Raw genomic sequence first — 15,625 nt, 5'->3', positions numbered from 1 at the left:
CCTCTGCCCCTCTGCCCCTCTGCCCCTTAAGCTTCTCTTATAGCTTTACGGGTTGCGGAAGAAAATAAAATTATCCATAACCCATCAAAAATTAGGTTAATACCTAATAGTAACCCAATTGCCCAAGCGGAGTTTTCCGGCCATTGATGCCAAATTAAAATTCCGAGAATAATCCCTAAAATCCCACTCAACAGCACCCAATCCCAGTGACGTGCTGGACGTAATTCAAATGCTAAAAATACTTGAAAAATACTAGCAACTAAAATTGAAATTCCCACTACTAAGGTTAAAGCAATTAAACTTGGTAGCGGATTGAACATAATTAACAAACCACCGACAGAATAGACCAGACCACCGAGAAACTTCAGCCAAAAATTACCGCGAATATTAGTTTGAAAAGAGTAAACTATCTGAAAAATTCCGTTGAGTAACAATAACAGTCCCAAGAAAAGAGTTGCTGCTACAGTAGCGAAGAATGGACGAGCGATCGCAATTCCACCCAGAATAATTAAGAAAACCCCTAAAGCGATCGCAAAACCTAAAGCAGCTTTCAAACCGCGATCGATTTCTCCACTTGTATCATTTGTCATATTCTTACGCCTTTCTTCCGCATGGTAGATGAGTAGAAATTATCTTACAATTAACGGATTTTAACAAGAGGGCAAGTAACCAAAGTAAACAAAAAGTCTCTACCCTCAACCAAGGGTAGAGAACCTGTTTCCCCAAAGTTAAAAATGGAAAAGCTAAATTATTTTACATTTACCCAAAAATCCGTAGTCACAATCTTACCGTTGCGATTAAACTGACCCCAAAGCTTATACTTACCCGCTTGGGGAAATTCAGTCATAAAATGAACCTCCCCTGGAGGTAAATTGGTCATAGTATGAGCATGAGCATGAATATAATCCGCCTTAGTCAAGGGAGATGATTGTTTAACAATTACTAAATGTCCCCGTTCTCCCAAATAAGGTTGCAAATCTTTCACAGGTTGATTAGTTGCAGCATCTTTTAAACTAAACACAAAAGACACAGGTTTTCTGGCAGTTAAACTCGATTCCGAAACTCCTAAATTCGCCTTAGTATTGCCAAAAGTCTTGTTCCGATTAAAGTCAACTTTTGCTACAGAGTTACTATTTCCCGGAACCTCTGTATTCAGCACTGAAACCTGTTCTTTCTGTCCCGTAGGTTTGTAATCAGTGAACAACGCATACTTTCCGGCTTTCGGAAACTGAGTAGTCACTTCAAATCTACCATTTCCTTTATATTCAGGATGAATATGATTAAAAATTTGTAAGTCTTCACTTACTAAAATTAAGTGCATTAACTGTTCTTGAAAAGTATCAAATTTACTAATTGTTTTTCCCGATTGGTCTTGAATATCAATTACTAATTTTATTGGTTTATTTGGCTCAATTGGTTGAGCAACAGTCAATTTAGCTTGAGCGTTTTCCTGAGTTTCTCCCGCATTGTGGTTATGAGTTGTTCCATGTTCTCCATCAGAGTGATTTTGACTTACAGAATGTTCTGTATGAGAGTTTTGCTTACTGCTTTGATTTTGGGCTTTGCTATTACCATTAATCATCAACCCAACAATAGCAATCACAGAAATTAACCCAATTAGACTAGAAATTTTTAGCTTTGTTTTCATTGTTTATACTACAAATTGACAATAATGAAGGTTTATGGTGTATGAGTGTATTAGCCAGGATATTTTTCGGCTTTTAAACTAGAAACGTTATATATAACGCTTCTCAAGCGTATTGGGTACAACCACGTTTTATTTGCTGTTCGCTGTTCCCCGTTCCCGCTTCCCTTTCTGCTCTTCAATATTAAACCTGAAAACATGAAATCAAGATGAAATTGGGCAAAGTTTGTTTCCAGGGAACTGAGAAGTAGTAATTACTCAAGGGAGAAATTTTCCAATTTCCTGCCATTCTCTAGCAAAGGTGTATCAGAATCTACTAAAAAGCTGTTGTAAATGAGTTATGGTCATTTCATGAGATAATGTAATTAAGGTTACATCATTAACCATGCGCCTAGAGCAGTTACAGGCATTTTTGGCGATCGCAGAAACGGGTAGTTTTCAGCAAGCAGCACGAAAATGTAACGTTACCCAATCTACCATCAGTCGGCAGATCCAATCCTTAGAAGCAGACTTAGGGATATCCCTGTTTCACAGGAGTACTCAAGCAAAGCTGACATTAGGCGGGGAAAAATTATTACCCCACGCCACAAAAATCTGCCAAGAATGGCAAAACGCTAGCCAAGAATTAGCAGAATTACTAACAGGAAAGCAGCCAGAACTTTGTGTGGCAGCTATTCCTTCAATTTGTGCTTACAACTTACCCCCAGTTTTGCAAAAGTTTTGCCAAGATTACCCAGCGGTACAATTGCGAGTAACATCTCTGGGAAGCGATCGAGCTTTAAAAGTGCTCAAAGATGGTTTAGTAGATGTGGCTATTGTGATGAATAATCGGTTCTTAACTGCTAGCCCAGAATTAATTGTAGATCCACTTTATACTGAACCAATTGAAGTATTAATGGCAGCAGATCATCCCTTAACGCAATACAAAGAAATACCTTGGTCAGAAATTACTAATCAACCGCAAATAGTATTTAAAGTTGGCTATGGAATGCAACGTTTAATTCAAGATCACTTTCAGCGTTTAGGTGCTAACTTAAATGCAATTTTGGAATTAAATACTTTGGATGCTTTTCGTGGTATGGTACGCCAAGGAAATGCGATCGCCCTGTTGCCAAAAACCGCCCTTTTTGATGCTCACTACGATCCTACATTAGCAGTTAGACCTACCAGTGAATCAACATTAAATCGCCAAGTAGTTTTAGTCACGACTTGCGATCGATTACAAATTCCTCCTATTGCCCATTTCCGCAATTTAGTTCACAAATTAATTGGTATAGACTCAGCTAATACACTAACAGGGGTAGCTTCTCCTAACACCAAAAATCCCCTGTCTCATGCGATCGCCATCTAAACTCAACCAGCAACAAAAAATTCTCTGAATCTAGAGTAATATATAATTTTAATTCACAGTTCATTAGTCAAAAACTTAAACAAATGACTAACGAGCAAAAACCAATGACCAATGACAAATAACGATTATGAGTAAAGCTTTTAGAGAACTGCTAAAAAAAGTAGGAAGCGGTAATCATACTGGAGAAAATTTAACTCGCCAAGAAGCAGCAGCAGCCACAAAAATGATGCTGTTAGCAGAAGCAACACCAGCACAAATCGGTGCATTTATGATCGCCCACCGCATCAAACGTCCCACAGGAGAAGAATTAGCGGGAATGTTAGATGCTTATGAAGAATTAGGGCCAAAATTACAACCAAAAACAGGTAATGATTCCCAAGTTATAGTTTTGGGAATACCTTATGATGGGCGATCGCGCACTGCACCAATCAACCCAATAACCGCCTTAATTTTAACTGCCGCCGGAGTATCAGTGATTATGCACGGAGGCGATCGAATGCCCACCAAAGAAGGCATTCCTTTAATTGAAATTTGGCAAGGTTTAGGAATAGATTGGACGAAACTTTCCCTAACAGAAACCCAGCAAATTTTTGCAAGTACCGGATTAGGATTTATTTACCTACCAAATCATTTTCCCCTGGCTGCTGGGTTAGTTCCCTACCGCGATCAAATCGGCAAACGTCCACCATTTGCTACAATGGAATTAATCTGGTGTCCTTATGCTGGAGATGCTCATATTATCTCTGGATTTGTTCATCCTCCCACCGAAAATATGTTTCGTGGCGCTTTGGAAACCAGAGGATTTCCTTATTATTTAACTACAATCAAAGGCTTAGAAGGTAGCTGCGATTTACCGCGCGATCGCACCGCCATTATCGGCATCATTAAACAAAACACTGTATTAGAACGCCTACATTTATCTCACAATGACTACGGTTTTAGTAATATCAACCCCCCCCTTCCTCCTACAACTAGCGAATTAATTAATCAAATAGAATCAGTATTAAAAGGTGAACCATCAGAAATGATGCAATCTGCCCTTTGGAACGGAGGTTTTTACCTTTGGCATTGCGGAATTTGCCCAACAATGGAATCAGGAATCGCTGTTACTAAAGAGATTTTGATTAATAAAAATGCGGCTCAAAAATTAGAGGAGGTTCGAGGTGCGATCGCAGCCTTACAACTAGCCTATAAAACATGAAAAATCTTTTAATTTTCAATTTCAATAAATGTCAACTCTACCCCCATTTTCTGACGATGAAATTTTTCGACAAATATCCTATATTATAGAACAGTTTAAAGTTTTGGAATGTGCAGAGTGCGCCGAAGCTATAAAAGAATGGTTAAAATATAACCGAATTAACGGTACTCTAATCAAAATCAGCCCTCTTGATAAAGCAGATTTCATTCTCAGCGAACGATGGGATGGCGGACGCAGTACAATTAGTCAAAATGGCTTACACTATGGGATTGAAGTCAGAGGTAAGGTTTTCGATAATCTCTCATTAACAGGACTATCCAGGGAAGAATGGATTGCAGACTTTTACTGTGCTATTGGTGAGTTTACTATAGAAGAAATAGAAAAATTTTAATTAACCCCTATTTTACCTACAACTTGCCATGATATCACTTTATCAACTGCTGCAAAAAATCAAAGAAAGACCAGGAATGTATATTGGTTATCCCTCTGTTTCCGACCTATTTATGTTCCTGTGCGGTTACAGACGTGCTTGCCAAGATATGGGCATTCCTCTCAGCGATGAAGAGAAAGAATTTCACGAATTTCAACCTTGGTTACAAAAAAGATTTGCTATTAATACCTCAGCTTCATGGGCTAAAATTATCCTACTTTACTCAGGAAATGAAACTCATGGATTTGAAATGTTTTTTGATTTGTTCTCCGAATTTTTGCATGAACGTCACCATTTAGCGGAAAAAATTCCCAAAGGTTCTGCTTATTAGAAATTAAATTATTCAGCTTCAGGGGGTATTTTACTATGGATATTTCAGCATTAATTTTAGCAGGTGGTCGCAGTACTAGAATGGGTGAAGATAAAGCACTCATACCTTGGGATGGCATACCTTTATTAACCAGAGTTTCTCAAGTTGCAACCCAATGCTGTCAACAAGTTTATATTCTCACACCTTGGCCAGAAAAATACCAGAAAATCGTCCCTGAAAAATGTCAATTTCTCACAGAAACTCATCCCGGACAAGGGCCATTATTAGGTTTAGCTGAAGGACTAGAAAAAATATCTTCAGAATGGGTATTACTTTTAGGTTGCGACTTACCTTTACTACAATCTAACATCCTGCAAAATTGGATTGAAAATTTAGTACAAGTTCCTGATGAAATTTTAGCTGTAGTACCCCATCAACAAGCAAGATGGGAACCTTTATGCGCCTTTTATCGCCGTTCCGCCTTATCAGATTTACAACAATTTATTCAACAAGGTGGTAACTCATTTCAAAAATGGTTAGCACAGACAAAAGTAGCAAATATTCCAGTTAGTCAAGCTTGCCAAGAAATGCTCTGGAATTGCAATACACCAATGGATTTAAAGTAAGTAAAAAAATGCAAATTCCTCCTAATAGTAGAGAAATTCCAGCGATCGCCACAACCAAAATAGTCAGCAATACGACCACATTTTTAAAAGTCTTATCGACAATCTAAAATCTAAAATTCTGAGGGTGGTAAATAGCGACGCTTGCGGAATAGACTTGTCATATAAATCCCTGTTACTAGCAACCCAATTAACCCAATTCCATTAATAATCGGAAATACTTCACCAAGTCCGATAATTTTCCCAGTATGAACCCCAAGTAAAAATCTGGCAAATTGACGTTGATGAAACCATTCAACAGCAATAGTGAAGAATATACCACTTAAAACAGTAGTTAATAAAGGTAGGGAAAAAGCGATCGCCAACCACCGATGGTATTTACGAAAAATGCGACTCATAGAAATTTTTAGTTATGAATTCAGGAAAACTAAAGAAACCGGGTTTATCAACAAATAATCAACGCAGCGACGTTTCATAATTGACCATAAACCCAATTTCCAGTGAGGTGTGTAAGAGAAATGAACTTAATTTCAATTTCCATAATAGAAACAGGTACTAGTCTTCCACATGGATCGAATCTCCTAATTTGACGTATGACTTTAGTCCTAAATCATTGATCTTGCTCCCCTGATGCAAGATTTGAGCACAAACGAATTAGGACTGAAGTCAATACTGCTCGGTTAAGCAAATTTGGCTCTGTAGGGGCGTTCGCGTAGCGTGCCCCTACTCTTAACCGAGCAGTATTAGGACTGAAGTTGATTTCCCCAGTCCCTAGTCCCTAATCCCCAATACCCTACTGTGGCGGCAATCCAGGCGGTTTAGGTGGACGGCGTTGTTCGAGTAGCTGACGCTGTTGAGCAGTTAAGATTGCATCCATTTGTTGTCGGGAGGCGCGATGCACTTCTTGGATTTTTGTTTTTTGTTCTGCGGTGAGATTCAACGACTCAAAAGCCTGACGTGGATCTTCCCGCTTTTCTCTAGCAGCTTGCAAACGAGCTTTTTGTTCTGCTGTCAAAATACTATCCATTTGCTGCCGTTCAGCTTCTCGAATCTGCTTCATTTTTTCTTGCTGTTCCGGTGTTAAGTTCAACCAGTTTTGCTGCTCCAATGGCGGGGGCGGAGGTTCAGGGGGTGTAGTAGACTGTGCAAAAGCTGCTGGAATCGTCGTAGCAGATAAAATCAGCGCCATTGCACCAGTCAGCAGTGGCAATAGTTTGACAGTAGAGATCGAATTTCTTAAGGTCAAGGGTAGATGATGGTTCATTGCGGTCTTAAAATATTAAGGAGTTAAACAATTAACGTTTTTCGATATTCAAATTCTAAAAACTGCCAGATGTTTTATAGATGAATCGATTTTCCCAATTTAGCATAGGACTAAAGTACTAATTACTTTAGGATAATACTCCCAGTTAATTTTTGATATTTGGTAAATACATCTCTGGAAAAAAGAGTTTTTTGTGAAATAGATTAAAAGCTAGAATTGTTTTTTCTTCGTGCTATGCAACTACGATCGCTCTTTCCTAACCATTCCTTCCGCCTCATCCTCTATTTAGAATGGATTCTCTTAGGCATAACATTGCTCGGAGAAATTCGACCAACCCCGCATGGAATGAATCCAACCAGTCTATTTTTATTAATTCTCGCAATCATTGCCTTTGGTTTCATGGGGCTGAAACTCCCAACTGGGAAAACCCAAAATAAAGTGCTTTATACAGGGTTGGAATTTGGCTTATTATTTTTGACTTTTCTGTTAGATAAACGCACCATTTTTTTCCCCCTGCTTGGTGTCATCATTGTAATTCGCAGTTGTTTAATTTTTCAACAAATCGGGCGCTTAATTGTAGCCGGAATGGTCTTTATTTTCTTCCTTGTAATGATGTTTCAGCAATTCCCGGAACCTCCTCCCCGACACCATGAGCCACCCCCACCGCCAATGGGTGTTGCACCTCCTCCACCTCCACAGGATAGGCCACATCCTCCACGAAAAGAACCATTACCTGAATCCTTTGCTCAGACAATTCTCGCCCTCAAACTTAATACCGCAGTTATCTATGGTTTGGCTCTAATTTTTATTTTGTTATTGGTCAATGCTTTACTTGCCGAACGTCAAAGTCGAGAAAAATTATTGTTAGCAAATAACCAATTACGTCAGTATGCTTTACGCATTGAAGATCAAGCAACTTTGCAAGAAAGAAATCGCATTGCTCGCGAAATTCATGATTCTTTAGGACACGCTTTGACTGCTCAAAGTATCCAGTTAGAAAATGCTTTATTGTTTTTGCCGCCTGATGCAGAGAAAACAGGTAAGTTTTTGCGGGAAGCAAAACAGTTAGGTGCTAGGGCATTGCAAGAGGTGAGACGATCGATCGCCACCCTTCGCACCCATCCTTTACAAGGACAATCTTTGGAAGTTGCGATCGCCAAAGCAATCAATGAATTTCAGCAAACAACTAACATAAAACCAAACTACAAAATCGAAATTTTTCATTCAATTTCCGGGGAAATTAGCACAGCTATTTATCGCATTATTCAGGAATCACTAACTAATATTTACAAGCATAGCGCAGCGACTGAAATCAACATTTACCTGCACCAAACTCAGGAAACAATTTATCTCGAAATCAACGATAATGGTAAAGGTTTTAATCCAGAAGAAAATACCACCGGATTTGGACTTCAAGGAATGCGGGAGCGAACATCTCCACTAGGAGGACAATTTTTTATTGTTAGTCAACCAGGAAAAGGTTGTCGCATCACTGTATCAATTCCTTTACCAAAATTAGCAGTATGACAAATACAAAAATTCGCCTATTGTTGGTTGACGATCATAAAATTATTCGGGAAGGTTTGCGAAGTTTATTAGAAGCAAAACCTGATTTAGAAGTAGTGGGTGAAGCGGAAAATGGACAAGAAGCGATCGCACAAGTTGCCACTTTACAACCCGATATAGTTTTAATGGATGTGCGAATGCCGATAATGGATGGTGTAGCTGCCACCCGCGAAATTTGTCAGCAATTTAAAGCAATCAAAGTCTTAGTTTTGACAACTTTTGATGACGATGATTATGTTTCTCAAGCAATGCGCTTAGGTGCAAAAGGATATTTATTAAAAGACACTCATTCCGATGACTTAGCAACAGCAATTCGCGCCATTTATAAAGGTTACACCCAAATGGGACCCGGATTGCTGGAAAAAGCGATCGCACTTCCCACAACACCACCCCAACCTACCCAACTTCCTCCTGAACTCGCCGGACTAACTCCTAGAGAACGTGAGGTGTTATGTTTAATTGCCAAAGGTGCTAATAACCGAGAAATTGCCCAAACACTTTACATTTCCGAACGTACAGTCAAAAACCATATTACTAGTATTTTGAGTCAGTTAAATTTGCGCGATCGCACTCAAGCAGCAATGTACGTTAGTGCTTTTCTACCTCTGCTGCATTCCTAAGCCCTGACGACTAAAGTCGCAGCTATAAAAACAAAACCTGCATCCGCAGGTTAAGAGTCCGCGCAGGCGGACTTTGTTTGTGTAGTTGCGATTTCAATCGCCCCATGAAACTAAAACATTTTCTTAGTTTCAAACTATCACCGAATCTTTGAATAATTCATTCACATAACGACGCACTTCTAAAATGCGGTTATTTTGGTCTACCATCACCACAGTTGGATAGTAATTTTTCAACTCTTCTTCACTAAATTGGGCATAAGTCATAATAATTAACCGATCGCCCTTCACACCCAATCTAGCTGCTGCACCATTTAATTCGATCGCCCCAGAATTAGGTGGCGCAGTAATAGCATAAGTAATAAACCTTTCCCCATTAGCAATATTAACCACTTGCACCTGTTCATAAGGCAAGATTCCAGCAGCATCTAATAGCGTTTGATCGATACTAATGCTACCCATGTAATTAATATTGGCATCTGTAAGAGTGCAATTATGAATTTTGGCCGAAAGAAGCGATCGCTGCATCGATTTAGATTAAGTCATTGGTCATTGGTCATTGGAAAAGAAAGGCAGAAGGCAGAAGGCAGAAGGCAGAAGGGATAGATAAGACAGAAGGCAGAAGGTAAAAATTCTCCTTGTCCCCTTGTCCCCTTGTCCCCTTGTCGCCTTGTCCCCTTGTCCCCTTGTCCCCAATGACCATTTTAATTACTTATAGGCTTTGACGCACTCTTCAACTAGAGGCATTACTTTGTCAACATCTTGCCAACCCAAGATTTTAACTTCTTTCTTTTCCAGATTTTTGTACGATTGGAAAAACTCAGCAATCTCATCCAAACGGTGTTGTTGAATGTCTTTGAGAGATTTTACATTAGCGTAACGCGGATCTTTGTCGGGTACACAGAGAATTTTCTCATCCCGATCGCCACCATCAACCATTTCTAACATCCCGATCGGTCGCGCCGCAATCACACAACCAGGAAAAGTCGGCTGATCCATAATCACCATACCATCCAGCGGGTCGCCATCATCAGCCAAAGTATTGGGCACAAAACCATAATCGTAGGGATACTGAACAGAAGAATACAACACTCTGTCTAAAGCAAACGCTTGCATATCCTTGTCAAACTCGTACTTATTCTTACTTCCAGCTGGAATTTCAATCAAAACGTTAATCAAACCTAATTTCGGTTGGGCGGGAATTAGCGATAAGTCCACTGTCTAAAGTCCTCTAAACTAAAGCAATTACGGGAAGAGGTGTAGAGACGTTTCATGAAACGTCTCGTTCCTAAATCATAGATTTCACCTCCCCCGTGTAGCATTTTAGGGGAATACCGACACTAGATCTCGTCTTCGGTCAATTCCCCAAAATTTAATCATTAACAGGTTTACTCAAGGGGACATCTCTGATATCATTCCCTCTGGTTAGGTATTGGATATGTAATTTGCTGCAAAACCTCTACACTGTCTGAAGAGTAGTGTGAAATTACAAAGAAAGGTAAAGTCAGGGTGACTAAAGCAATGACTGTTCCCACAATATCTGCCAACCGTTGAGGCGGTCGTTCAGGGGAAGGAGCAGGGTCACTAGAGTTCATAAAGTAGTATGTGAACTGAGTTTATTAGTCAATTCAACCGAAACAATAAGAGAAAAATTTGAGGAATATTATTCCCCATTTACATTTTACCTAATCTTTATAATCAGGTTGTCTCTTATAAAACAATCTGAACTTAAAATCATTCTGAAGATTTAGTTTAGATATCTCTGCAATCCCCTAAATACTAGACTTCTGGCAAACGCCATCCGATTTTAAATTTTAAATTTTCTGCTAGGATATTTCCAATTTCAGACTTGCGATAGAGACGTTGTATACAACGTCTCTACAAAATTTAACGTTTCTACAATATTTGTTTCTAAGTGTTTATACTCAAGAATTTTAACGACCTGAGTAAGCAGCCAAAGGTTCTTTAATGAATCGAATGTAAAAATGTTTAAAGGTAGACTTCAGAATACGGGGTAAGCCAAAATCGATCGGCATCATGCGATCGGGCAACTTCCAATCAAGCACCTTTAAATCCTGCGGTTGTAGCAAGGGAAAATCGATCGCAGCTAAATTAGAACAAAGACCCAACCTCATCGAAGCAGCAACCGTAGGCACACTCAAAGGATCGACATTGACAATTTCTGCGATCGCCCGATCCAAAGCAAAAACATCAGCAGATGCCGCTAAAACCCCCAACTGGCGAGGTTCTCCACCACTAGGCCCATTACCTTCATGACCGATAATTCCATCTAAAATCGTTAATTTAGGATTAATAGTTCTGGCAGTTTCTACTAACATTTGTCCGAATCTAGCACTATCTTTGCCAGCTTCCGTATGCCACCAAGCCTTCATTTTTCCCGGTACACAACCGAACAAATTTTTCACTCCCATCGTCATAGTTAGCTGCACATGAGATTTTAACTTAGGCAAGTTAATTACCACATCTGCATTCATAGCTTCGGGAGAAAGTAACAGGTGATTAAACTGTTCGCTAACAGTTTTATAACGCTTTCCACTAAAATCAGTAATTGGGACTTTTAGTTCTTCAATTAATGGCAAATAACCATTAGCTTTTGCCACACCCAAAGCACTACCAAAAGCCGGACTATCACCTAAAAAAGGTTCGCCTCCAGCTTCGCGTACCATTTGGACAACACAATAAACAATTTCGGGACGAGTCACACATTCTTTAGTTGGATGAGAAGCTGTGAGTAAATTAGGTTTGAGCAAAACGCGATCGCCTTTTTTCACAAAACTCCCCATTCCTCCCAAAGGTTCCAAAAGCGTTTCTAACGACTCCCGCAAACTTTTTAAATCATAAGAATTAGCCTTAATTAAACTTACCGTTGGTTGCATAATCACTCCAAAAAAAGGCGATGGCACTGGGGGGCAGGGGAGCAGAGGAGCAGAGGGGCAGGGGAGAAGTGAATTGAGCTAGGTATCTAGCTTTCAGTTCATTTTAAGGGACTTGAGTTATTACCCAGTAAATTGTTCCGAGCAGTTCAGGGGAAACAGGCAAAAGAAAACAAGATAAATTTTCCTCTTATGCTCCTCTGCCCCCCTGCTCCCCAATCCCTGCATTCTAACGCGATCCTCTATTGAGTGCTGTCACTCGTTCGCTATTGGCAAAAATACCTTCTCCTTCAAGTTGAGACAGAGGTGGTTTAATTTCCACTTTCATAATTTGGGCAGTATTAATCACAACTGTTTGATCGCGCAAATGGAAAATTAACCAAGGTTTAGCTAACAAAGTTTCTAATTGTTGTTGAAATTCTTGAGAAGATATCGGCAATTTAAAAGATTCGGCATGACCATCTCGAAACAGAAAATTTACTTGTATAGAACTATCCTGACTTTGCATTTTTCAACTCTCCTACTAAGTCTAAAAGGGGACTCTTGGGACAAGGGGGTAAGGAGAAGAGAGATGAGGAGAAACTGAAAAATTTTTCTGTAACTCAAAACGCTGTAAGGGCGGGTTTTGTTGTTTATTCTTTTGCTATGAACACACAATTGTTTGCTAAACCCACCCCTACAACTCAAAACTTTCCCCAGAACCTAATCCCCAGTCCCCAAAACTCTTAATCAGAAGTATTAGCGGGCATAGAACTCATTTTCTCTAAATCTAATACTTGCGCTAACTCTTCTGAACTCATTAAACCTCGTTCTAAGACAATTTGGCGCAAAGATTTACCTGTTTCTAAAGATTCTTTAGCGACAGCGGCGGCGTTGAGATAACCAATGTGGGTGTTTAAAGCGGTGACTAAAGCTAAACTACCTTCAGCATAAGCGAGACAACGATCGCTATTTGCTGTAATCCCCACTAAACATTGTTGCGTCAAAGCAGAAATCGCATTACCCAAAATTTCGATGCTGTGAATTAAATCGTAGGCAATTAGCGGCATCATCACATTTAATTCTAATTGTCCGGCTTGGGCAGCAAAAGCGATCGCAGTATCATAACCCATCACCTGAAAACACACCATCGAAATCATTTCCGCCATCACCGGATTATATTTTCCCGGCATAATCGAAGAACCAGGTTGTACAGGCGGTAATTGAATTTCTTTAAAACCCGTTTTTGGCCCAGAATCCATTAACCTTAAATCATGCGATATTTTCGCCAAATCTTGCGCCAAATTCCGCAACGAACCAGAAACATTTACAAAAGGTGCCATACTCTGCATTGCTGCCATTAAGTGTGGCGCAGTCCGTAACGGAATACCAATCAATTCTGAGAGAACTTCCGCAACTCGAAAGCGATATTGAGGATGAGTATTTAACCCCGTACCCGCTGCACTTCCCCCTAATCCAAGTACAGCTAAATCTCCAGAAGCAGCTTCGATGCGAACTAAATGATCCGCGAGAATTTGTGCCCAAGCGCGGAAATTTTCTCCCAAACGCACCGGAACTGCATCTTGCAAATGAGTTCTGCCAGATTTTACTATATCTTTGAATTGTTCGGCTTTGTTGTCTAAGGCTGCGATCGCATCCGCCAAAGCCGGAAACAAAGTTTTTTCTAATGCCAAAAGTCCGCCAATTCTAATTGCCGTCGGAATCACATCATTGGTAGATTGACCATAATTAACATGATCGTTCGGACTAATCCGTTTGTAATTACCCTTTTCGTCGCCCAAAAGTTCTAACGCCCGATTTGCCAGCACTTCGTTAATATTCATGTGATGGGAAGTACCTGCGCCAGCTTGGTAAACATCCACCACAAACTGATCCCGCAATTTCCCCGCTAAAACTTCATCAGCAGCTTGCACGATCGCTTGACTAATTTCCTTAGATATGCAGTTTAGTTCGCCATTTGCGATCGCCGTTGCCTTCTTAATTAAAATACCAGCATCCACATAAGTCGCTAAAGGTTTAATTCCACTAATCGGAAAATTTTCCGTCGCCCGAAGAGTTTGAATTCCATAGTAAGCACCTGCCGGAATTTGTCGTTCCCCCATCGAATCCTTTTCTATGCGGTAAGCTGCATTCTCTATTTCTGTCATCTTTCTTTACGCTGAATCTGCTCAATCAAATCATTCCTTTGACATACTCCCACCGTCAAGCTTCGCTGTGACGGGGGATTCTCCCAGAATCACTTCTTGAGATTACTGGCTCAACGAGACGACTTAAATCTTCAACATCTCTGTTAAAGACCCAGAGGCCGGACTCTCCCCAGTCGTTTGGGTCGGTTTCTGTTTGCCCAACAGTACCGTTGAGATATTCTCCCAAATATTTCAACCCTTTTTTAAGAATATTAATTGCCGCATTCCAATCCCGATCTAAAACTGTTTGGCAGTGGGGGCATTGATGAGTTCTAGTACTTAAAGCCTTATAGACTTTTGCCCCACAAACCGAACAATCAATAGTCGTGAATTGTGGTGGAACAGCAATACAAGTTATTTTATGAATCTTGGCAAAATAGTTCACCCATTGCGTGAATTGATACCAAGAAGCATCGCTGATGCTTTTAGCTAACTTGTGATTCTTCACCAAATTAGACACCTTCAAAGCCTCATAGACCACCAGATCATTAGACTGGACTAACGCCAAAGCATCTTTAATTGCTCTGTCCTTACGTTGTCGAGAAACTTTTAAATGCAATTTAGCTACTTTCTGCCGTTGCTTGTGATAGTTACTGGACTGTTTTTGTCCTTTTTGATGACGCTTAGATAGCCTTCTTTGAGCTTTCTTTAAGCGTTTCTCTGACTTTCTCAGGAAGCGAGGATTTTCTACTGTGTTGCCATTGGAGTCGGTATAAAACTCTTTTAACCCTAAGTCTATTCCTACTACAGAGCCAGTGAATTCATGCTTTTCCTCTCGGTCATAGTTAATGAGAAATTGGCAATAATATCCATCTGCTCTTTTGACTACCCTAACTCGCCTAATTTGTTGAGATGAGTAGTAGACCAAGGTTTTCTGGCTACACCACAGGTCAAACGCTCCCGCTTTGAATCCATCAGTGAAAGTGATTTGTTTTCTGTCATCTGAAAGCGAGTATCCAGTAGTTTTATATTCTACTGACCTACTATGCTTCTTGAACTTAGGAAATCCTTATCTTCCTGATTGATGAATCTCGACAGTTAGCGTAGAACCGAGAAATGGAAGCCCATGCTCTATCTGCACTTGACTGTCTTGCTTGAGAGTTTAATTTGTTTACCCAAGGAGTTGTAGAGTCTTTCGCTAAAGCAGCACAAAGTTTTTGCAAATCGTTCCTTGCAGTCCCTTTATTCTCTATCCAATATTTGACGCATTTGTTTCTAACAAATTGCGCTGTTCTGATGGCTTCATCAAGTTTTTGATACTGCTCTGGAGTGCCGTTTTTTAACTTAGCTTCTACAACTAACATGATTCCCTCGACCTCGGATTCATTGCTATTATAAAATAGTTTACCCGACAACTGTATGATTAAATCGTTGCTATTGCTACGCAACGCTGCGCGAACGCTTCTGAGTTAGCTGGTTGGATTTCATCCGCCATTAAACTGCGCTGTAACGGGGGCATTCATCCAACATTTTTAGGTAATTGTTTCACAATAATGCTTTTGAAAGCAGAAGGCAGAAGAGGTGAGGAGGTGGGGAGG

General features: G+C 40.0%; 18 protein-coding genes and 1 pseudogene. 7 read left to right on the top strand and 12 right to left on the bottom strand.

The genetic code is table 11. From position 1 onward, the window contains the following. Nucleotides 1-26: 26 nt before the first annotated feature. Complete coding sequence (locus IQ264_RS26175) at nt 27-590, bottom strand: HdeD family acid-resistance protein (protein ID WP_193984435.1); 564 nt, start codon at nt 588-590, stop codon at nt 27-29. A 158-nt stretch (nt 591-748) separates the two neighbouring features. Beyond that, nucleotides 749-1,648, bottom strand: a complete 900-nt coding sequence (locus IQ264_RS26170) for a hypothetical protein (RefSeq protein WP_193984433.1) — start codon at nt 1,646-1,648, stop codon at nt 749-751. A 382-nt stretch (nt 1,649-2,030) separates the two neighbouring features. On the opposite strand from IQ264_RS26170, the gene IQ264_RS26165 reads away from it, so the two are divergent. The 5 genes from IQ264_RS26165 to IQ264_RS26145 all read left to right on the top strand — a co-directional run bounded on the left by IQ264_RS26165 (nt 2,031) and on the right by IQ264_RS26145 (nt 5,563). Then, entirely contained in the window at nt 2,031-2,996 is a 966-nt protein-coding gene (locus IQ264_RS26165; RefSeq protein WP_193984431.1) for a LysR family transcriptional regulator, read from the top strand. Nucleotides 2,997-3,123: 127 nt separating this feature from the next. Further along, nucleotides 3,124-4,197, top strand: a complete 1,074-nt coding sequence (locus IQ264_RS26160; protein WP_193984428.1) for an anthranilate phosphoribosyltransferase family protein — start codon at nt 3,124-3,126, stop codon at nt 4,195-4,197. Between the two features lie 28 nt (nt 4,198-4,225). After that, nucleotides 4,226-4,588, top strand: coding sequence for a papain fold toxin domain-containing protein (locus tag IQ264_RS26155; protein ID WP_193984426.1), 363 nt, complete (start codon nt 4,226-4,228; stop codon nt 4,586-4,588). 28 nt (nt 4,589-4,616) lie between these two features. After that, nucleotides 4,617-4,958 carry a hypothetical protein gene (locus IQ264_RS26150; RefSeq protein WP_193984424.1) on the top strand — a complete coding sequence of 114 codons (342 nt, stop codon included), beginning with the start codon at nt 4,617-4,619 and terminating at the stop codon, nt 4,956-4,958. Nucleotides 4,959-4,993: 35 nt separating this feature from the next. After that, a complete protein-coding gene (locus tag IQ264_RS26145) occupies nt 4,994-5,563 on the top strand; it encodes a molybdenum cofactor guanylyltransferase (protein WP_193984422.1) in 570 nt (189 codons plus the stop codon). A 110-nt stretch (nt 5,564-5,673) separates the two neighbouring features. On the opposite strand, the gene IQ264_RS26140 is transcribed toward IQ264_RS26145, so the two are convergent. Next, the gene (locus IQ264_RS26140; RefSeq protein ID WP_193984420.1) at nt 5,674-5,958 is read right to left on the bottom strand and encodes a peptidase; all 285 of its coding nucleotides are present in this window, start codon (nt 5,956-5,958) and stop codon (nt 5,674-5,676) included. Between the two features lie 395 nt (nt 5,959-6,353). Beyond that, nucleotides 6,354-6,824, bottom strand: a complete 471-nt coding sequence (locus IQ264_RS26135; protein WP_193984418.1) for a Spy/CpxP family protein refolding chaperone — start codon at nt 6,822-6,824, stop codon at nt 6,354-6,356. A gap of 234 nt (nt 6,825-7,058) precedes the next feature. Between IQ264_RS26135 and IQ264_RS26130 the strand changes: the two genes are divergently transcribed. Further along, entirely contained in the window at nt 7,059-8,351 is a 1,293-nt protein-coding gene (locus IQ264_RS26130; RefSeq protein WP_193984416.1) for a sensor histidine kinase, read from the top strand. Further along, entirely contained in the window at nt 8,348-9,010 is a 663-nt protein-coding gene (locus tag IQ264_RS26125) for a response regulator transcription factor (RefSeq protein WP_193984414.1), read from the top strand. Before IQ264_RS26130 ends, IQ264_RS26125 begins: the two co-directional genes overlap by 4 nt. A gap of 129 nt (nt 9,011-9,139) precedes the next feature. Here the strand turns inward: IQ264_RS26125 and panD are convergent, their stop codons facing one another. From panD to IQ264_RS33190, 8 genes and pseudogenes are all read right to left on the bottom strand, one after another. After that, nucleotides 9,140-9,535, bottom strand: coding sequence for an aspartate 1-decarboxylase (panD, locus tag IQ264_RS26120; RefSeq protein ID WP_193984411.1), 396 nt, complete (start codon nt 9,533-9,535; stop codon nt 9,140-9,142). Nucleotides 9,536-9,715: 180 nt separating this feature from the next. Beyond that, on the bottom strand, nt 9,716-10,225 hold the full coding sequence (locus IQ264_RS26115) for an inorganic diphosphatase (protein ID WP_193984409.1): 510 nt from the start codon (nt 10,223-10,225) through the stop codon (nt 9,716-9,718). 194 nt (nt 10,226-10,419) lie between these two features. Further along, a complete protein-coding gene (locus IQ264_RS26110) occupies nt 10,420-10,602 on the bottom strand; it encodes a hypothetical protein (RefSeq protein WP_193984407.1) in 183 nt (60 codons plus the stop codon). A gap of 339 nt (nt 10,603-10,941) precedes the next feature. Then, nucleotides 10,942-11,904: a DUF362 domain-containing protein gene (locus tag IQ264_RS26105; protein WP_193984405.1), complete on the bottom strand. Its 963-nt coding sequence runs from the start codon at nt 11,902-11,904 to the stop codon at nt 10,942-10,944. Nucleotides 11,905-12,130: 226 nt separating this feature from the next. Further along, entirely contained in the window at nt 12,131-12,409 is a 279-nt protein-coding gene (locus tag IQ264_RS26100) for a hypothetical protein (RefSeq protein ID WP_193984403.1), read from the bottom strand. 217 nt (nt 12,410-12,626) lie between these two features. Beyond that, entirely contained in the window at nt 12,627-14,048 is a 1,422-nt protein-coding gene (locus IQ264_RS26095; protein WP_193984401.1) for an aspartate ammonia-lyase, read from the bottom strand. A 55-nt stretch (nt 14,049-14,103) separates the two neighbouring features. Continuing rightward, a pseudogene (locus tag IQ264_RS26090) lies at nt 14,104-15,036 on the bottom strand (RNA-guided endonuclease InsQ/TnpB family protein); the annotation flags it as partial. 49 nt (nt 15,037-15,085) lie between these two features. Then, a complete protein-coding gene (locus IQ264_RS33190) occupies nt 15,086-15,391 on the bottom strand; it encodes a transposase (RefSeq protein WP_228061823.1) in 306 nt (101 codons plus the stop codon). Nucleotides 15,392-15,625: the final 234 nt, after the last annotated feature.

Origin of the sequence: [Phormidium] sp. LEGE 05292, from assembly GCF_015207735.1 — a bacterium.
Classification (GTDB): domain Bacteria; phylum Cyanobacteriota; class Cyanobacteriia; order Cyanobacteriales; family Aerosakkonemataceae; genus Floridanema.
The sequence above is the reverse complement of the archived record's forward strand: the minus strand, read 5'-3'. Positions and strand labels throughout refer to the sequence as shown.